The 17,750-nt window shown below is 63.2% G+C and carries 17 protein-coding genes; 12 read left to right on the top strand and 5 right to left on the bottom strand.

What is annotated here, in order from left to right; all coding sequences use genetic code 11:
* Positions 1-8: 8 nt before the first annotated feature.
* The 4 genes from ARUE_RS16185 (at position 9) to ARUE_RS16170 (ending at position 3,774) form a co-directional block, all read left to right on the top strand.
* Positions 9-1,160, top strand: a complete 1,152-nt coding sequence (locus ARUE_RS16185) for an ABC transporter substrate-binding protein (RefSeq protein WP_014922476.1) — start codon at positions 9-11, stop codon at positions 1,158-1,160.
* Positions 1,161-1,256: 96 nt separating this feature from the next.
* Positions 1,257-1,988 carry an ABC transporter ATP-binding protein gene (locus ARUE_RS16180; protein WP_014922475.1) on the top strand — a complete coding sequence of 244 codons (732 nt, stop codon included), beginning with the start codon at positions 1,257-1,259 and terminating at the stop codon, positions 1,986-1,988.
* Positions 1,978-2,922, top strand: a complete 945-nt coding sequence (locus ARUE_RS16175) for an ABC transporter permease (protein ID WP_011775722.1) — start codon at positions 1,978-1,980, stop codon at positions 2,920-2,922. Before ARUE_RS16180 ends, ARUE_RS16175 begins: the two co-directional genes overlap by 11 nt.
* A 285-nt stretch (positions 2,923-3,207) precedes the next feature.
* Positions 3,208-3,774: a hypothetical protein gene (locus ARUE_RS16170; RefSeq protein ID WP_286139772.1), complete on the top strand. Its 567-nt coding sequence runs from the start codon at positions 3,208-3,210 to the stop codon at positions 3,772-3,774.
* 156 nt (positions 3,775-3,930) lie between these two features.
* On the opposite strand, the gene ARUE_RS16165 is transcribed toward ARUE_RS16170, so the two are convergent.
* Positions 3,931-4,533, bottom strand: coding sequence for a DUF305 domain-containing protein (locus tag ARUE_RS16165; RefSeq protein ID WP_286139771.1), 603 nt, complete (start codon positions 4,531-4,533; stop codon positions 3,931-3,933).
* A gap of 128 nt (positions 4,534-4,661) precedes the next feature.
* On the bottom strand, positions 4,662-5,096 hold the full coding sequence (locus ARUE_RS24155; protein WP_162486168.1) for a hypothetical protein: 435 nt from the start codon (positions 5,094-5,096) through the stop codon (positions 4,662-4,664).
* A 151-nt stretch (positions 5,097-5,247) separates the two neighbouring features.
* Here ARUE_RS24155 and ARUE_RS16160 point away from each other — a divergent pair, with 151 nt between their 5' ends.
* From ARUE_RS16160 to ARUE_RS16125, 8 genes are all read left to right on the top strand, one after another.
* Positions 5,248-5,805, top strand: a complete 558-nt coding sequence (locus ARUE_RS16160) for a dihydrofolate reductase family protein (protein WP_011775718.1) — start codon at positions 5,248-5,250, stop codon at positions 5,803-5,805.
* A 35-nt stretch (positions 5,806-5,840) separates the two neighbouring features.
* Positions 5,841-6,905 (top strand): LLM class flavin-dependent oxidoreductase, encoded by a 1,065-nt coding sequence (locus tag ARUE_RS16155; protein ID WP_014922471.1) that lies wholly within the window; start codon positions 5,841-5,843, stop codon positions 6,903-6,905.
* Positions 6,906-6,982: 77 nt separating this feature from the next.
* On the top strand, positions 6,983-7,807 hold the full coding sequence (locus ARUE_RS16150; protein ID WP_043470540.1) for a GIY-YIG nuclease family protein: 825 nt from the start codon (positions 6,983-6,985) through the stop codon (positions 7,805-7,807).
* Between the two features lie 214 nt (positions 7,808-8,021).
* On the top strand, positions 8,022-8,933 hold the full coding sequence (locus ARUE_RS16145) for a glutaminase (RefSeq protein ID WP_043471420.1): 912 nt from the start codon (positions 8,022-8,024) through the stop codon (positions 8,931-8,933).
* Between the two features lie 15 nt (positions 8,934-8,948).
* Positions 8,949-9,782, top strand: coding sequence for a DNA alkylation repair protein (locus ARUE_RS16140; RefSeq protein WP_014922468.1), 834 nt, complete (start codon positions 8,949-8,951; stop codon positions 9,780-9,782).
* Positions 9,783-9,872: 90 nt separating this feature from the next.
* On the top strand, positions 9,873-11,150 hold the full coding sequence (gene cobA, locus ARUE_RS16135) for a uroporphyrinogen-III C-methyltransferase (RefSeq protein ID WP_043470537.1): 1,278 nt from the start codon (positions 9,873-9,875) through the stop codon (positions 11,148-11,150).
* Between the two features lie 20 nt (positions 11,151-11,170).
* On the top strand, positions 11,171-12,637 hold the full coding sequence (locus ARUE_RS16130) for an FAD-dependent oxidoreductase (RefSeq protein ID WP_014922466.1): 1,467 nt from the start codon (positions 11,171-11,173) through the stop codon (positions 12,635-12,637).
* Positions 12,638-12,724: 87 nt separating this feature from the next.
* A complete protein-coding gene (locus ARUE_RS16125; RefSeq protein WP_014922465.1) occupies positions 12,725-14,104 on the top strand; it encodes an MBL fold metallo-hydrolase in 1,380 nt (459 codons plus the stop codon).
* 75 nt (positions 14,105-14,179) lie between these two features.
* Here the strand turns inward: ARUE_RS16125 and ARUE_RS16120 are convergent, their stop codons facing one another.
* From ARUE_RS16120 to ARUE_RS16110, 3 genes are all read right to left on the bottom strand, one after another.
* Positions 14,180-14,860 (bottom strand): FadR/GntR family transcriptional regulator, encoded by a 681-nt coding sequence (locus ARUE_RS16120; protein ID WP_011775709.1) that lies wholly within the window; start codon positions 14,858-14,860, stop codon positions 14,180-14,182.
* The gene (locus tag ARUE_RS16115; RefSeq protein ID WP_014922464.1) at positions 14,857-16,143 is read right to left on the bottom strand and encodes an MFS transporter; all 1,287 of its coding nucleotides are present in this window, start codon (positions 16,141-16,143) and stop codon (positions 14,857-14,859) included. Before ARUE_RS16115 ends, ARUE_RS16120 begins: the two co-directional genes overlap by 4 nt.
* Positions 16,144-16,219: 76 nt before the next feature.
* Positions 16,220-17,662 carry a PucR family transcriptional regulator gene (locus ARUE_RS16110; protein WP_043470533.1) on the bottom strand — a complete coding sequence of 481 codons (1,443 nt, stop codon included), beginning with the start codon at positions 17,660-17,662 and terminating at the stop codon, positions 16,220-16,222.
* Between the last annotated feature and the right edge of the window lie 88 nt (positions 17,663-17,750).

The raw sequence follows: 17,750 nt of genomic DNA, 5'->3' as shown, positions 1-17,750 counted from the left end.
ACCCCCTCATGTCGAACACCCCCGAGTCACACAAACCTGATTCCGGTACCACTCGCATTGTCGCCGGTGAGACCGCACCCAAGCCCAAGCGCCGCCGCACCCTGGAAATCGGCTTGGCCGTCGGCCTGGTGCTGCTGATCGGTGCAGGCGCCGCAGTCGCTTCCGCTGTTTCGCAGAACAACCAAGCTGCACCGGCTCCCACCACCACGCCCGCGGCTGAGCTCAAGCTCGGCTACTTCAGCAACGTCACCCACGGCCCGGCGCTGGTAGGCACCAGCAAGGGCCTGATCGCCAAGGAACTCGGCGAAACCAAGCTCAGCACCCAGGTCTTCAACGCTGGCCCCGCCGCGATCGAAGCCCTGAACGCCGGCGCCATCGACGCTACGTACATTGGCCCGAACCCGGCCATCAACTCCTTCGTCAAGAGCAAGGGCGAGTCCATCAGCATCATCGCCGGCGCAGCATCGGGCGGCGCCCAGTTGGTGGTCAAGCCGGAGATCAACTCCGCGGCCGACCTCAAGGGCAAGATCCTCAGCTCCCCGCAGCTTGGCGGAACCCAGGACGTGGCCCTCCGCGCTTGGTTGGGCGACCAAGGATTCAAGACCAACACCGATGGCAGCGGCGATGTGAACATCAACCCCACCGAAAACGCCCAGTCGCTGAAGCTCTTCCAGGACGGAAAGCTCGACGGCGCGTGGTTGCCTGAGCCTTGGGCCTCCCGCCTGGTGCTCGAAGCCGGGGCGAAGGTCCTGGTTGATGAGAAGGACTTGTGGGAGAACGGTGACTTCACCACCACCATCCTGATCGTGAACAAGAAGTTCGCCGCCGAACACCCCGAGACCGTAAAGGCTCTTCTGAAGGGTCACGTTGAATCCGTGAACTGGCTCAACTCGGCTTCTGCTGAGGAGAAGGCAACCACCATCAACGCGGTTCTGAAGGACACGGCAGGCAAGCCGCTGCCGGCCAACGTGATTGAACGCGCTCTGCAGAACATCAAGTTCACCACCGACCCGCTGGCCGGAACGTACAACAAGCTGCTGGAAGACGGTGTGAAAGCCGGAACCACCCAGCAGGCTGACATCAACGGCATCTTCGATCTCCGCACCTTGAACGAGGTTGAAGGCAAGAAGACCTCAGCTGCAGGTCTTGGCCAAGACTAAGCAGTAACGGGCTGGTCCGCTTCCCCTCTTCTTCATGGGGGAGCGGGCCGGCCTTTGGCCACATCAGCTCTACCAATCAACACGAAGGACGGGACCATGCCAGTCGTACTCGAGAACCTGGGCAAGCGCTTCGGCGATGGCGCCCCGGTGCTGGACGACGTCAACGCCACCATCGCTCAAGGCGAATTCGTCGCCCTCCTCGGTGCGTCCGGCTGCGGTAAGTCCACCCTGCTGAACATCATGGCGGGACTGGAACCGCCGACGTCGGGCGCTCTTGAAGTGCCCAGCGACGGCGCAGCCTTCATGTTCCAGGACGCGGCCCTGTTCCCTTGGCTGACGGCGCGGGGCAACATCGAGTTGGCTTTGCAGCTGGCGGACAAGTCCAGCACCAAGGCGAGCCGGCGTGCCCGCGCAACCGAACTGCTGGAACTGGTGCACTTGGGCGGCGCGGGGGACAAGCGTCCCCACGAGCTGTCAGGCGGCATGCGGCAACGCGTGGCTTTGGCCCGTTCCTTGGCACAGGACCGGCAACTGCTGTTGATGGACGAGCCGTTCGCCGCCCTCGACGCCATCACCCGCGACCTCCTCCACGACGAGCTTGAGCGGATCTGGAAGGAAACCGGCCGGACCATCGTGTTCGTTACCCACAACGTACGCGAGGCCGTCCGTCTCGGCCAGCGGGTGTTGCTGCTCTCCTCGCGTCCCGGCCGCGTTGTGGCCGAATGGGACGTCACCGAGGAGCATCGCACTGATCCGGGACGTGCTGGGGAGCTCACCGGAACCATCACGCGCCGCCTTCGCGAGGAGATCCGCCGCCATGCCAAGTAACCCCATCACCACCGAAGAGCGGACCCTTCCCGTGACAGATTCCAAAGAGCACATCACCTCGCCGTCGCTGAAGGGCAACGCCTCGGAACTACGCGACCTCGAAGCCGGCCTGGACAACCTCCAGTCGGATAGCGGGCGCAAGGCCGGCATCGAATGGAAGCGGGTGCTGCTGCCCGTTGCCGCCCTGGTGGTCCTCATCCTGGCGTGGCAGTTCTACGTTTCGCTCGAATTCAAGCGGCGCGACCTCGTTCCCGGACCCTTGGACGTCCTCACCCAGTTCGTCACGATGTGGGGCGAAGGTAAAGTCCAGGAAGCAGTGTGGACGTCTCTGCAGCGTGGTGTGATCGGCTTCCTGATTTCGGTGGTCATCGCGACGCCTGTAGGGCTGATCCTGGCTCAGGTGGCTCCTTTGCGCCGTGCGTTCGGGCCGCTGATTTCCGGTTTGCAGGTTCTACCGTCTGTGGCTTGGGTTCCTGCTGCGATCATCTGGTTCGGCCTCACCGACGCCACCGTATACTTCGTTGTTTTCATGGGCGCCATCCCGTCCATCATCAACGGGCTCATCTCCGGTGTGGACCAGATCCCGCCGCAGTACCGCAGCGTGGGCACGGTCCTTGGGGCCAACCGTCTCCAGATGGCGCTGCAGATTGTCCTGCCGGCCGCACTTCCCGGTTACATCGGCGGTCTGAAGCAGGGCTGGGCTTTCTCTTGGCGATCCCTCATGGCCGCTGAAATCATCGCGGTGGGCGGCACCATCGGCTTTGGGCTGGGCTCGTTGTTGGATCAAGGCCGACTCTTGTCCGACATGACCATTGTGATGTCCGCGATCCTTCTGATCCTGTTCGTGGGAATCTTGATCGAGCTCCTGGTGTTCGGGCCGATCGAAAAGCGCTTGCTGCAGCGCCGGGGTTTGCTGGCGGGCAGCAGCCGCTAGACCTTGGCGGGTTCCACCACTTCGCGCCTCCAGCACTCCTTCGCGCCGGGCGCACCCTTTCGGCGTCGGGTCCGCGCCCTTTCGCGCCGTTTGCACCAGCGGTTACGGGGGCGTTTGGCGGGAAACGCTGCGAGTCACGCAAACGCAGCGCAAAAGCCCGACGGCGACCTCCCGCCGTCGAGCCTTTTCTTACCGAGGTCTGGTGCTCCTGAGGGCGGGCTGTTACTTTTCGGAGAGCCTTCAATTGGGGGAGGCGGTTTTAGGGTTCATGTGAGAGGCGGCCTGATGCTCGTGTCCCGGAGGCTCCTGGTAACAAGCGCAGCAGTTGGCCTCATGGCGGTCTCCGCGTGCGGGAGTCCGTCCGCGAAACCGGATCCCGAATCCGTGGCCTCCATACAAGCCGTCATCGAGCAAGCCATCGATCGTAGGAATCATCAGATTGTATCCGGGCTGGCGCCAAGCACCGACGAGATTGACCACTACTTCGCCCCGTCTGCCGTGGCTGCAACGGAACAGGAATATCTGAAGCTTCGCAGGAAGGCCGAAGACCTTCTTCGCCATGGGGTTGCCTTCACGGACAGCAGGTCGGAAGTAACCATCAAGGAGTTGACGCTCGTTGATGGTGGGGCGCACGCCATCGCGTCGGAGCTGACTCATTTGTCGCATGCACCAGTGGCTGGGGTGACGGGACCTGACGAGGGTTACGTCTACGAGCAGAAGTTTGAGTTAGTGAGGGTGGGAAGCGAGTGGAGAATCGAGAGCGCGGGACCAACCAACCCGGAGCCAATGCCTCCCACCACAGTCGTTGATCCACGAAGTGAAGCAGCAGCGGGCGAGGCCCACGCGAAGTAGCGCACCCTTTCGGCGTCGGGTCCGCGTGCTTTCGCGCCGTTTGCACCAGCGGTTACGGGGGCGTTTGGCGGGAAACGCTGCGAGTCACGCAAACGCAACGCAAAAGCCCGACGGCGACCTCCCGCCGTCGGGCTTTTGCGTCACGGTACCGCGGCGCTAGAGACCGGCCAGGAGGTCCTTCATTTCCTGGATCTCCTGCTCCTGTGAGGTCACGATGTCCTTGCTGAGCTGGACGGCGTCGGGGTTCTTGCCTTGGCTTGTCTCGGTCTTGGCCATGGTGACGGCGCCTTCATGGTGGGCGATCATTTGGCTCAGGAAGAGCTTGGCCGCCTCCATGCCTTGGGAGCCATCGAGTTTCAGCAGCTCGGCGTCGCTCAGCATGCCGTCCATGCTGTGACCACCGTGGCCGGACATGGTGGACGACTCGTTCCAGCTCTTGAGCCAAGCCGTCATCTTGTCTATTTCCGGTGCCTGCGCTGCTTTGATCTTTGTTGCCAGAGCGATGACAGGCGCAGGGATGTCCTTCTTGGCCAGCATCGCGTCGGACATTTCCACTGCTTGGGCGTGGTGGGGAATCATCATTTGGGCGAACATTGTGTCCGCCGCATTGTGCTCGGAGGTGCTGCTGTTGGCAGACGCGGTGGTGTTGCCGTGATCCATGCCCGGCATCGAATCGGAAGCGGGATTCGAAGCACAGCTGGCCAATGCGATCAGGCCTGCAAGAGCGGCCCCTGGGACAATGAAGCGCTTTTTGTTCATCAGTGAATGGTCCTTTGCCAATTCAGGCGGCACGGTGGTCGGCCGCCAAGGGTAAGCAGATGGGCCCCGAAAACGTGGGACCAGGTATGGCGAAGTCGGGCCTGCATGCCGTTGGCCCGTTCCAATGCTTACGTCCTGCTGATGCTGAGTTGCCCGGGTGTGGGCGCGTCTGGCCGATAGGACCAGAAAGGCGGGGGTTCTTGGTGTCCCCGGGTTGCGGAGATGATGGCAACGGCGGTACCTGGAGGCGGCGCAGCCAAGGAGCCGGTTTTCAAGGAAGGGATGCAGTTGGCGTTGTCGGCCTGGACGCAGGAGCAGCCTCCAGACGTGCACCTGTCCGCTTCCGCAGGCGAAGGCCCATGGAGAAGCTGCGAAGAGGCGTGCGCGTGAGGTGATGAATCAGGGGCTACTTCCGGAGACACAGAGTCGGCCGAGTGAACGCCATGGGATCCGCTGACCACATGCATGCCAAAAATGCCCGCAATCACAGCTGCCACCAGAAGCAGGAGCGAGAGCCGTCCGGAGATGGTGGAAAGAGCTCGAGGGAACACTAGCCTGTTCACGATGCTCTTCCACCTCCTTTTCGTCCAACAGCAGCATACCCCCGGAGGGTATAGCCTTCAAGGATTCGGCTTTTCGGCTGCACCATTTCGCACGCCTGTATGCCCTCGTCCATACGCTGCGCTATTGCCCTCGGCGGCCTAGAATCGTCGAATGGGCCGTCTAACGTTCAGCATCAACGTCACTTTGGATGGTTGTGTTGACCACCAGGAGGGCATCGCCGATGACGAGACGCACGCCCACTTCACACGACTCCTGGACCAGAACGGCGCAATGCTCTGGGGCCGCACCACCTACGAAATGATGGAAGTCTACTGGCCCTTGGTGGCCCGCGGGGAAGTGGACGCGCCCCAGGCGTTGCGCGAGTGGGCGGTCAAACTCGAAGCCAAGCCGAAGTACGTCGTCTCGGCGACGCGGAGCGACTTCCCTTGGACCAACAGTCATCATGTCGCCGGGGAGCTGCGCACGGCGGTGCAGGAACTCAAGGACAGGACTCCCAACGGGGTGCTCGTGGGCAGCGGCAAACTCGCCACAGAGTTGGACCGATTGGATCTGATCGACGACTACAAATTCCTTATCCACCCCATGATCACCGGCCACGGCCCCACCCTGTACCAAGGCGGACTGCCCGGCACCCGGCACCTCGATCTGATCTCCGCGACGCCGCTCAGCAACGGCGTGGTGGCAATGCACTATCGACGCGCTGATTGAGGAATGAGCCGGCACGGGTCAGCGTTGTTCCGGACATGCACAAGAAACGGATCGGCTTCCTGTCCTTCGGCCACTGGGCGCGGGTCCCTGGCTCGCTCGTCCCAACGGCTGGCGAAGCGCTCAAGCAAGGAATCGAGCTAGCAGTTGCCGCGGAGGAGCTGGGCATAGATGGCGCCTTCTTCCGTGTCCACCACTTCGCCCGGCAACAGGCCTCGCCCTTCCCGCTCTTGAGCGCGATCGCCGCGCGGACCAGCCGCATCGAAATGGGTACCGGCGTGATCGACATGCGCTACGAGAACCCGCTCTACATGGCCGAGGAAGCCGCGGCTACGGACCTCATCAGTGACGGCAGGCTCCAGCTTGGCGTGAGCCGTGGTTCACCCGAGCCCGCCCGGAATGGTGCCGCGAACTTCGGGTACGTCCCAGCCGACGGCGAGGACGGCGGCGACATGGCCCGCCGCCACACCGCCCTGTTCCGCAAAGCCATCGCAGGGCACGGTGTCGCCGAGGCGGATCCCCATTACGCCGGAGGGGCCACAGGTTTGCTGCCTATCCAGCCCCAGTCACCAGGCCTGCCACAGCGGATCTGGTGGGGCGCCGGAACCCGGAAGACGGCCGTCTGGGCAGCCGAGCAAGGCATGAACCTCATGAGCTCCACTCTTCTCACGGAGGACACGGGTGTGCCCTTTGACGAGCTGCAGGCCGAGCAGATCCATATGTTCCGCGAGGCCTGGGCCGCTGCCGGGCATGACTTCGAACCGCGAATCTCTGTGAGCCGCAGCGTGATCCCCATCGTGGACGACATCGACAACCACTACTTCGGCCTCCGTGCCCAGGCAGACAGCCAGGACCAGGTAGGCATTCTCGACGGCGCGTTGTCCCGTTTCGGGAAAAGCTACATCGGCGAGCCGGACGCGTTGGCCGAGGAGCTGGCCAAAGACGCGGCAGTCCAGGCAGCCGACACTATCCTGCTCACAGTGCCGAACCAGCTGGGCGTGGACTACAACGCCAAGCTGTTGGGGAACGTCGCGAAACACGTTGCCCCGGCTTTCGGGTGGAGCGCCAACGACCAAAAGTCGCTTCAGGTCCCGTTCGATTAGGCTCGGGGCTAAAGTGCGGCTCAACCGACGTGCCGTACCGATGTTTACCGCACCATGACGGACCAAAGGACGAGCAAATGACGCTTCACGAGGCCATTCGGGCGATCCTCCTCGAGCGTGGCCAGCCAATGACAACCACCGCGATTGCAACACAGGTCAACGCACGCAAGTCGTACGTGAAACGGGACCGTTCTCCGGTCACCCCATTCCAAGTTCACGGACGGACCAAGAACTACCCGAAACTGTTCATTCAGTCGGGAAGCACTATCAGTCTTGCGGAATGGCTCGGATCGTCCTGGGACCTAAGGAACGAGCCGAGATTGTCAATTTTGGAGCCGTCGGTTGATGCGTCCGTGGTTTCTTCCGCGATCGAAGAAGAACTACTCAGTTCCGATAGCTTCAAGCCGGCCGGGGAAATTGACCCTACGGTCCCCGATCGTGCTGGGCTGTATGCCATCCGAATCCGGGATAAATCAGCACTCCCTGCGCCATTTGCAGGTCTGAGCGAGCGTAGCGCCCATGACTTGCTGTATGTCGGAATCGCTCGGACGAGCCTGAAGACTCGTCTCCTTGGCCAGGAACTTCGGGCGAAGGGGCACGGTACGTTCTTCCGAAGCGTTGGTGCGGTCCTCGGCTATCGTCCTGTAGCCGGCAGCCTTATGGGGAAAGCGAACACCCGGAACTACACTTTCGCCCCCGTCGACGAAGTGGCGATCATCGCCTGGATCAATCAGAACCTTCTCGTGAACTGGATCGTGTTGACCCGCGACCATAAGGCAGAGGAGCGGGCTCTTCTTCGTAAGCACCTGCCACTCTTCAACATTTTGGGTAACCCGGCAGCCCTCCCAGAACTGTCGGCCTTACGGGCCGACTGCGTCCGGATCGCCAACTCGCCGGTGTGAAGACCCGAAGACGAAGAGTGCCGGGTGGTCCGATGCCCGCCCCGAGCAAGGCAGATGAGCCACACTCGACGCCTGGTCCAGTTTCATGCAGCGAACACGGAGCCTCAGTAGGGCAGGTAATGTTGCTGGCTGTGCGTGATTACGCGCAGGAGACAGGAACACTTGCGGAGTCCCTTCAACGAGGACGGGACTCACGCCGAAACAGGGGTTGACCGTGGACATTCAGAACCTACTTGAGGACATTGTCGGAGCAGTTCAACCCCACATCGGCCAAGGATCCGTGGCTAATTACATTCCCCAGCTCGGGGCGGTGGACGCTCACCAGTTCGGGATCTCGGTAGTCACCCGGGATGGCGACGTGTTTTCGGCCGGGGACGCCCACGTGGAGTTCTCCATCCAAAGCATCTCCAAGGTCTTCGCCCTCGCCTTGGTGCTGGCTTCCGATGGCGACCGCATCTGGAAGCGGGTGTTCCGCGAACCCTCGGGTAATCCGTTCAATTCCTTGGTCCAGTTGGAGAGCGAGGAAGGCATACCCCGCAACCCGTTCATCAACGCCGGGGCGATCGTGGTGACGGACCGGCTCCTTAGCCTGACAGGCAACGCCGCCCATGCCGTGCGTGACTTGATGCGCCAAGAGACAGGCAACGCAGGCGTTGACACTGATCACCACGTTGCCGGCTCGGAGCTGGCCAACGGTCACCGCAATGCCTCGCTGGCGCATTTCCTGGCAAGTTGCGGCAACCTGGAAAATCCGGTGGACGACGTTCTGGACTCCTACGCAAAGCAGTGCGCCCTGGCCATGACCTGTGAAGACCTGGCGCTCGCAACCCGGTTCCTGGCCTCCAACGGTTTGGGGGGAGACGGAACCCTGTTGCTGTCACCGGCGCAGACCAAGCGGATCAACGCCGTGATGCTCACCTGCGGAACGTACGATGCCGCGGGAGAATTCGCGTATCGCGTGGGCCTTCCGGGCAAGAGTGGCGTGGGCGGGGGGATCGTGGCCGTGGTTCCCAACAAGTGCGCCATCAGCGTGTGGAGCCCTGGCCTGGGAAGGTCCGGGAATTCCGTGGCAGGCGTGGCCGCGCTGGACGAATTCACTACGCGTACTGGCTGGTCGGTCTTTTAGGCGCATTATTGAGGGATGACCCCCAAGGTTGGAAAGACACCAAAGCCGGACAAGCCAGCGAAGGCGCCTAAACCGGACAAGACAGCCAAGGCACCCAAAGCCGCGCTGGCACCGGGAACCCAGCCCACCGCCGTCGAGTTCCTGGCACGGCTCCAAGTGCGGCAGTCGGACGTCGAGCAGGCCAAGTACCAGCGGTACTTCAAGACCGGCCAAGGCGACTACGCCGAGGGTGATTTCTTTTTGGGCGTCCGCATGGGCGAGGTTTTCACTCTCGGCAAGGAGTTCGCGGCCATGCCCCTGGATGAGATCGAGAAGCTCCTGGAGCAGGACATCCACGAGGCAAGGGCTGGTGCCGTAAAGATCATGGCCCTTCAAGCGCAGAAAAAGAAGACCACGGAAGATCGCCGCAGGGAACTGTACGAGCTCTATCTGCGCAGGCACGACCGCATCAACAATTGGGACCTGGTGGATTTGGGTGCGGGGCGCGTGGTGGGCGGTTGGCTGATGGATAAGCCGCGAGACCCGCTGTATGACCTGGCCCGGTCGGAGAACATGTGGGAGCGCCGGACAGCCATCGTCGCGACGTCGGCGTTCATCCGAGAGGGCCAGCTGGACGACACCTTCGCTATTGCCGAGATCCTGCTGCACGACAAAGAAGACCTCATCCACAAAGCGGTGGGCGGTTGGGTCCGCGATGCAGGGCGCAGCAGCCGCGAACGTTTGCTGGCTTTCTTGGACGAACACGCCGCCACCATGCCGCGGACGGCGCTTCGTTACGCGATTGAGCACTTGGGCAAGGAGCAGCGGGCCTATTACCTGAGGCTTAGGGACAGTGTTTCTCCGAAGTAATCGGGGAATTATGTGACGTTGGATTACCCAGCGTTACCGGGTGTTTCCGAGCCTTTGAAGCATGTTACGGAGCCGCCCTACAGTTTTTTCATGGCAATACAGGACATTTACCCCACCGCACTGCGCCTTCTCGGCCGCCCGGTGCTGGTTGTGGGCGGCGGGCCCGTCGCGGAGCGCCGCGCCAAGGGACTGCTCGACGCCGGTGCGAAAGTCACCGTGGTCGCTCCCGTTGCCACTGAGGCACTTCGCGGACTCGCCACCTCCGGCCTCCTCACGTGGGAGCAGCGCGAGTACCGCACGTCAGACGTCGACGGCGTCTGGTTCGTTCAGACCGCCACAGGCACTGCCGCTGTGGATACCCAGGTAGCGGCCGACGCCGAGGCCCAGCGCATCTGGTGCGTCAACGCCTCGGATCACGAAGCATCAGCCGCCTGGACACCCGCCGTGGCCGTGGTGGACGACGTGAAGATCGCCATCAACGCCGGGGGAGACCCGCGCCGTGCCATGGCCCTTCGCAACGCCGTAGCCACGGCCCTCGAAACCGGGGACCTTCCGCTCCGCCGCCACCGCAAGCCGGATGCTGCCGGCAAGACGCCCGCAGGCTCTGTCGCTTTGGTAGGTGGAGGCCCTGGCGACTCGGGACTCATCACAGTTCGTGGCCGACGCCTGCTGGGCCAGGCCGACGTCGTGGTTGCTGACCGTCTTGGCCCGCGTGAGCTGCTGAAAGAGCTTGCCCCGGACGTCCGCGTCATTGAGGTGGGCAAGACACCCGGCCACCACCCGGTGCCGCAGCTGGAGATCAACCAAATCCTCGTGGACGAAGCCCTGAAGGGTAACCGCGTGGTGCGCCTCAAAGGCGGCGACCCTTACGTCCTGGGTCGCGGTGGCGAGGAAGCAGAATTCTGCCGGCAGAACGGCGTCGAGGTTGAAGTCGTGTCCGGTGTGACATCGGCAATCTCGGTTCCTGCCGCTGCGGGCATCCCGGTGACGCACCGCGGGCTGGCCAAAGGCTTCAGCGTAGTGACCGGCCACGGAGAGCTGTCCGAAGTCCCCGCACGCCCTGATCACACTGTGGTGTTGCTCATGGGAGTGGCGCAATTGCGCGATTCCGCGGCTGAGCTGGCAGGCTCCGGTCTGCCTTTGGACACACCAGTAGGTATCGTAGAGAACGGGTATTTGCCGGATCAGCGCGTCACCATCGGCACTCTGGGAACCATCGCGGACCAGGCGGAAGCCGTCGGCGTGGCCAACCCGGCGGTCATCGTGATCGGCGATGTGGTCCGTGTCAGCCCCTTTGCCCCGCAACACTTCAAGACCGCTGACTACAGCACTATTACCCCAAATCGTCCCCGCGTCCGCAGTAACTGAGAAGAAGAAGGAACACAGCCGTGTCAATTAGCACCCCCGTAGGTTCTGCGGACCGTCCGCTTCGCGTCGCCGTCATCGGCTCCGGCCCGGCCGGCGTGTACGCAGCGGACATCCTGACCAAGAGCGAGGCCGTCAAGAGCGGCGAACTCACCGTCAGCATCGACCTCTTTGACCGTTACCCGGCACCGTACGGCCTCATCCGCTACGGCGTTGCTCCGGACCACCCCCGCATCAAGGGCATCGTCAATGCCCTGCACAAGGTCCTGGACCGCGGCGACATCCGCTTCTTCGGCAACGTGGACTACGGCACGGACATCTCCATCGAGGACCTCCGCAAGCACTACGACGCCATCATCTTTGCCACCGGCGCTATCAAGGACGCGGACCTGAACATCCCGGGCATCGAACTCGAGGGCTCCTTCGGCGGTGCCGACTTCGTCTCCTGGTTCGACGGACACCCGGACGTTCCCCGCGAATGGCCGCTGGAGGCCACCGAAATCGCTGTCCTCGGCAACGGCAACGTAGCCCTGGACGTAGCCCGCATTTTGTCCAAGCACGCCGATGACCTGCTGGTCACCGAAATCCCGGATAACGTTTACGCCGGGCTCAAGAGCTCACCGGTCACTGACGTGCACGTCTTCGGTCGCCGCGGTCCGGCCCAGGTGAAGTTCACGCCGTTGGAACTCCGCGAACTCTCGCACTCCAAGGACGTAGACATCATCCTCTACGCCGAGGACTTCGAGTTCGACGAAGAGTCCGACCGCCAGGTCCAGACGAACAACCAGATCAAGACCATGGTTGGCACGCTTACCAACTGGATCGCCGAACAGCCCGAGGACCTCTCCGAGCTCAAGGCATCCCGTCGCCTGCACCTGCACTTCCTGCACAGCCCTGTGGAGATCGTTGACTCCGCCGAAACCCCGGGCAAGGTTGCGGGCATCAAGTTCGAGCGCACTGAACTGGACGGCACGGGCAACGCCCGCGGCACCGGCGAGTTCATCGACTACCCGGTCCAGGCCGTGTACCGCGCCATCGGCTACTTCGGCTCGGCCCTGCCGGACGTCGAGTTCGACCACAAGAAGGGCGTTATCACCAACGACGGCGGCCGCGTCCTGGACGCCGACGGCCAGCACGTGCCGGGCCTCTACGCAACGGGCTGGATCAAGCGTGGTCCGGTTGGCCTCATCGGCCACACCAAGGGCGATGCCTTGGAAACCGTCACCTACCTCCTGGAAGACCGCGAGAACCTGCCGGTTGCCGAGGTTCCCGCAGCCGACGCAGTAGTTGAACTCCTTGACTCCCGCGGCGTGAAGTTCACCAGCTGGGAAGGCTGGCTGGCACTGGACGCCCACGAGCTCGCACTCGGCGCAGCAGCAACCGAGGCCGGCACCTCCCATGGTGTTGAGGTCAAGCGTGAGCGCATCAAGGTTGTGCCGCGCGAGGACATGGTCAACATTTCCCGTGATGGCGTAGCCGCGCAGGTCTAGTCGTTCCCTTGCAGGGCGGGGTCACTCATTAGAGTGGCCCCGCTGTGCTTTAACCCCTGGGTTTAGCGCCCGGCGGTACCCTGAAGCATGGATGTCGTCGTCATCGAAACGCCCCAGTTGGGGGACCGGAGCTACTTGGTGCACGACGGCAGCGTTGCGTTGGTAATCGACCCCCAACGTGACATCGACCGTGTAGAGGGCGCGGCATTGAAGGCCGGTGTCCGGATCACACATGTGGCAGAAACGCACCTTCATAATGACTACGTCACCGGCGGGCTCATTCTGGCGGAAAAGCACGGCGCTGAGTATCTGGTGAACGCTGCCGACGAGGTTTCGTTTGCCCGAGTCCCCGTTTCCGATGGCCAGGTCCTCCGCGTCGGCCGCCTCTTGGCCAGCGTGGTGGCCACTCCGGGCCACACCCACACGCACCTCTCATATGTGGTGCGGGATGACACTCACGACGGCGGCACGGAAGCTGTGTTTTCCGGCGGCAGCTTGCTCTACGGTTCAGTGGGGCGCACGGACCTGGTCTCGCCCCACGACACGGCGACGTTGGCCCATGATCAATACTCGTCGGTCCGGCGACTGGCGGACTCGGCGCATCCTGAAGCGGCCCTCTACCCGACCCACGGCTTCGGATCATTTTGTTCCATCGGCCCCGCGAGCTATCAGGAATCATCGACGATCGGCGAGCAAGCAAAGTCCAACCACGCCCTGACGGATCCCAACGAGGACCATTTCGTTTCTGAGTTGCTGGCGAACATCACCGCCTACCCGGCGTACTACGCCCACATGAGCCCGCTGAATGCCGCCGGCCCGGACCCGGCAATCCTTGACGTCCCGGACTCCGTGGACGCTGAGGAACTGGGCCGACGCTTGAGGGCAGGGGAGTGGGTGGTGGATCTGAGGCATCGCGTGGCGTTCGCAGACAGCCACCTCCAGGGCAGCGTGAGTTTCGAGTACGGCCATGGGGAGAATTTCACCAGCTACCTCGGCTGGGTGATCCCGTGGAACCAGCCACTCACGCTGTTGGGACCCTTGGAAGAGGTTGAAAAGGCGATTCGCGACCTGGCGAGGATCGGAATCGACAGCCCGGATGCCGCCGTCGGGCCTCAATCCACGGTTCTGAACGTTGGCGCGTTGGCCCCCGACCATCCGCGGGCAAGCTACGGGCACGGGGACTGGAGCTTGTTGCTCAGGGAACGGGAACCGGCAGACGTGGTGCTGGATGTTCGCCGACCGGACGAATACATGGCCTCCCATATCAAGGGAGCGCTTAACATTCCGGTTTACGAGCTGCTCGGCAGGATCACTGAGCTGCCGGACACCAGGATCTGGGTGCACTGTGCCACGGGATATCGGGCAAGTGTGGCAGCGAGTCTCCTGAACCGGGCAGGGCGCGAGGTGGTGCTGATCAATGCGAGATTCAGGGATGCGGCCGGGACCGGAATTGAAACGGTGCCGTAAGACGTTGCCGCCCCGCTGAACCGTGGTGGGGCAACAACGGTGTTGCGGGTTTGCAACGTCATAGCCCAGCAGACGTTACCGCGGGCCCTGGTCCGAGCAGTAGTCCAGATTCCGGTACACGCTGGCCACGGCGGCATCGGGATCATGGGCCTCCAGGGCGTCCACCAGTTCGTCGTGGCCTTCACGGGGGATGCCGTTGAAGCCGCCCTTGCGCTGCTGCCGCAGGAGGTCGTTGTGGAAGACGCCGCCGAAGGAAACATACAGCTGGTGCAGCAGCGGATTCCCTGACGCCAAGGCAACGCGTTCGTGGAACTCCCAGTCGGCGCTGGCCCACGTGGGGTAGTCCTCGGCCTGCCAGGCGTCGTGCCTTAGGGCAAGGAGTCGGCGCATTTCGGCGAGGTCATCCACTGTGGCGTGCTTGGTGGCCAGGCGGGCCGCCTGGGTGTCCAGGCCGAGCCGTACTTCCACGATGTGCTCTTGGGTGTGCTCCAGGTACATTCGCTGTGCAGCCCCGGACATCTCGCTGTTGGCCCTGACGTACGTGCCGTCCCCGCGCCGGACCTCCAGCATGCCCGAGTGGGCCAGTGCTTTGATGGCTTCGCGCAGGGTTCCCCGCGAAACGCCCAGCGAGGACATGAGCTCGGGCTCGGCAGGAATTCGCTCCTGAAGCGGCCATTCACCGGACTTGATCATGTCCCGCAGCTTGGCGGTGATCTCCTCGGCAAGGGCCGGGCGATGCGAAGGGGTCAGGGTCATGCTGTCCTCGGTCCGGTTTTGGTGGCAGTGCGCTTACTCGTGAGCAGGTGGCAAGTGACCATGAGCGCCACGGCCACGATGGACAGCAAGCTCAGGGGCAGCACCCAGCCGCCAGTGGCGCTGTGGAGAAGTCCCATGCCGAAGGGGCCAATTGCCGCAATCAAGTATCCCAGCGATTGGGCGATGGTGGAAAGGGCGGTGGTTTCCGCCGTCGAGCGTCCGCTGCGGCTGATGATCACAAGAACCAGCGGGAAAATGCCCAAACCAAAGCCGAACAGCACGGCGGGGACAACGGCCAATGACGTCGGCAGCCAGAGCATGGCGGCGATGGCCACCAGCGTTGAACTGCTTGCCAGGTACAGGGCGGGGCGGAGCATGCCCGGCCGCGAGCCGAACGCGAGCAGGATCATGCCCGCTGCCACGGAGACCAACTGCATCACACCGAACTGCAGGCCACTTTCGGAGGCGCTGAGACCCTGCGATGTCAGGATGTAGGCGAACCAGCTCATTACGGCATAAGCCAGGAAGGCCTGGAACGTGAAGATCGCGGTGATCAGGATGCCCAGGCGGGTGCGCAGGAGGGGCCACATGGAAACGCGGGGGCGGTCAGTTTTGGTGGTGTTCCGGTGCGTGTGCAGAACCACCGGCAGGAAGCCGAGAAGCGCAGCGACGCCCAGCAGGCCCCAAGCAGCCAGGCCAATGGACGGCGAGCCGAGCTCCTGGGCCAGCGGAACGCTGACCACTGCGGCGAAGGTGGCTCCGCCTGACATGGTGAACGTGTACAGGCCGGTCATCATGGAGGTGCGCTCGGAGTAGTGCTCACGGATGAACGACGGCATGGCCACGTTGCATACGGCCAGGCCGGACATCGCCAGGACGGTGCCTCCGAGGAGCGCACCCGTTACTGGAACGCCACGCACCAGCAAACCGCCGGCCAGCAGGGCCAAGGCGATGGCGATGGCCTTCTCGACACCCACACGCCGGGTCAGCCAGGACGTTCCCATGCCCGCAACCGCAAAGCACAGTAGCGGGATGGAAGGCAGAATGGACGCCACCAGAGCGCCGTAACCCAACACCTGCTGCAGATCGTGGAACAGGGCAGCGGCGCTGGTGATGCCCGCGCGCAGGTTCAGGCCGATGAGCACCACGGCAATAATGCCGACGACGGCGACGACGCGCGTCTTGGGGACTGCGGAACTTGCCGAAGGCGCAGGGGCAGCCTGGGCTGGGCTAACTGTAGGGATGTTTCCGGTGCTGGGGGTAAGAGGAGTCGTCGCGGCCATATCTAAAGGTTAGACGTTTGACGTCTAATGTCTAGAGTTTTGTGGCGAAGCTCTCCGCGCTCACTTCGAGAGGGGTTTACCGCGGGTTGCGGGAGCCCAGTCGCTGCACAGCCAGGGCGAGCCAAAGCTGCACGCGGTCCTGCGTTTGCGAGGGGTCGTAGCCCGTCAGTTCGGTGATCTGCGCCAAACGGTAACGCACCGTATTTCGGTGCAGGGTCAGTGCCTCGGCGACGGCGGCCACTGACCCGTTGTGGTTCAGGTAGCTTTCCAGCGTGGCCACCAGTTCGGCCCCGTGGGCGGCATCGAACTTCCGCAGCGGCGTGAGGGACTCGCTGGCCATGTCCGCCAAAGGAACATCCTCGCTGGCGAGCAACAGTGACGTCAGGCTCAGGCGTTCCGGCTCGTTGACCGGCAAGCCGTGCGCCAGGGCGTCGCGCGCTTCAAAGTAGCTCCAACGCAAGCCGTTCGGCTTCGTGTAGGCGCCGCCGATACCAATGACGGCGTGGATGCCGGCCTCCTGCAGGTGGTCGCTGAGGCTCTTCGCCAAGGCGGTGGCCGAACTGCCGTCGTCGCTGATGACGGTGACCAGGTCCTTTCCGACGACGGCGCTGACGCCGGCTTCCAGCGCTTGGGGCAGAGAAATGCTGACCAGCTGCTTGTGGTGTGCCACGGACTCCGCAACGAGCACCACGTTCTTCCGGGTGCTGTTGATGCCGACGCCAGCCAAACGCCGGGCGGCTTCAATGGTTTCCAAGGTGCCGTGAATGACGTCGTCCAGCACCTGACCGGCCATGGCTCGCTGGGACTGGCGCTGCTTGACCATGTTGTTGAGCTCAACGCTGATGAGGTTTTGCGCGTAGCTCACGATTCCTGAGTCCACGAACGGCTGCCGGAGCCAGAGCGTGCAGGCGTCCCTGCGGCCGGTGGGAATCGGATACGAAGCCCAGCCCTCCGCCGTCGGAGCCGGTTTGCCGGCCACGCTGTTGTAGAGCTGCGCGCTGAACTGGGTGAGCACCACATCGGTACGGAGCATGCTGCCCAGTTGCTTGAGTAGTTCGTTCAGGCCGCCACCGGTGAGGAGGGAGCGAGCCAGGATCTGGTGTCCCGCGAGGAGCCGCTCCAAGTTGGAGTAATGGTCGGCGGAATGCGACTCTGCCACGAGTTTTCCGATGGCGATGAAGGGGGTCTCGTAGGGGACTTCAACAAGCGGCAACCCCCAGCGGTTGGCTTCTGCGATGAGCGCTTCCGGAACGGACTCGTGGGTGAGGCCGATGCCGAAGCCGATCCCGACTGCTCCGGCGCGCTGGGCCTGGCGGACGAAACGGCGCTGGTCGGCAGCGCTCTTGAGGCGCAGCCCGGTGGTGAGGACCAGTTCTCCGCCGCTGAGGAAGCGCTGGGGATCTTCCAGCTCAGTCACGGCAACCCAGCTGATGTCCTGGTTCCATGTGGTCTCGGCAAGGCCGGATTGGCGGAGTTTCAGGGAGGGGACAGCGACGAGCGAAGCGAGGGACATTGCCATGCTTAAAGCGTAACCCGGCATTGGTCAAGCGCACTAAGTGGGGGGTCGTTGTGTGTGCAGCTGGCTATTCCTTGGACCCCCTCCCTGG

The sequence above is a fragment of the Arthrobacter sp. Rue61a genome (assembly GCF_000294695.2).
Lineage (GTDB): Bacteria > Actinomycetota > Actinomycetes > Actinomycetales > Micrococcaceae > Arthrobacter > Arthrobacter aurescens_A.
This window is presented reverse-complemented; position numbering and strand designations above follow the sequence as displayed.

What these genes read in the sequence shown, in the direction of transcription:
- ARUE_RS16185 (WP_014922476.1), top strand. Translation starts at nt 9, where the DNA reads ATGTCGAACACCCCCGAGTCACACAAACCTGATTCCGGTACCACTCGC.
- ARUE_RS16180 (WP_014922475.1), top strand. Translation starts at nt 1,257, where the DNA reads ATGCCAGTCGTACTCGAGAACCTGGGCAAGCGCTTCGGCGATGGCGCC.
- ARUE_RS16175 (WP_011775722.1), top strand. Translation starts at nt 1,978, where the DNA reads ATGCCAAGTAACCCCATCACCACCGAAGAGCGGACCCTTCCCGTGACA.
- ARUE_RS16170 (WP_286139772.1), top strand. Translation starts at nt 3,208, where the DNA reads ATGCTCGTGTCCCGGAGGCTCCTGGTAACAAGCGCAGCAGTTGGCCTC.
- ARUE_RS16165 (WP_286139771.1), bottom strand. Translation starts at nt 4,533, where the DNA reads ATGAACAAAAAGCGCTTCATTGTCCCAGGGGCCGCTCTTGCAGGCCTG.
- ARUE_RS16160 (WP_011775718.1), top strand. Translation starts at nt 5,248, where the DNA reads ATGGGCCGTCTAACGTTCAGCATCAACGTCACTTTGGATGGTTGTGTT.
- ARUE_RS16155 (WP_014922471.1), top strand. Translation starts at nt 5,841, where the DNA reads ATGCACAAGAAACGGATCGGCTTCCTGTCCTTCGGCCACTGGGCGCGG.
- ARUE_RS16150 (WP_043470540.1), top strand. Translation starts at nt 6,983, where the DNA reads ATGACGCTTCACGAGGCCATTCGGGCGATCCTCCTCGAGCGTGGCCAG.
- ARUE_RS16140 (WP_014922468.1), top strand. Translation starts at nt 8,949, where the DNA reads ATGACCCCCAAGGTTGGAAAGACACCAAAGCCGGACAAGCCAGCGAAG.
- cobA (WP_043470537.1), top strand. Translation starts at nt 9,873, where the DNA reads ATGGCAATACAGGACATTTACCCCACCGCACTGCGCCTTCTCGGCCGC.
- ARUE_RS16125 (WP_014922465.1), top strand. Translation starts at nt 12,725, where the DNA reads ATGGATGTCGTCGTCATCGAAACGCCCCAGTTGGGGGACCGGAGCTAC.
- ARUE_RS16120 (WP_011775709.1), bottom strand. Translation starts at nt 14,860, where the DNA reads ATGACCCTGACCCCTTCGCATCGCCCGGCCCTTGCCGAGGAGATCACC.
- ARUE_RS16115 (WP_014922464.1), bottom strand. Translation starts at nt 16,143, where the DNA reads ATGGCCGCGACGACTCCTCTTACCCCCAGCACCGGAAACATCCCTACA.
- ARUE_RS16110 (WP_043470533.1), bottom strand. Translation starts at nt 17,662, where the DNA reads ATGGCAATGTCCCTCGCTTCGCTCGTCGCTGTCCCCTCCCTGAAACTC.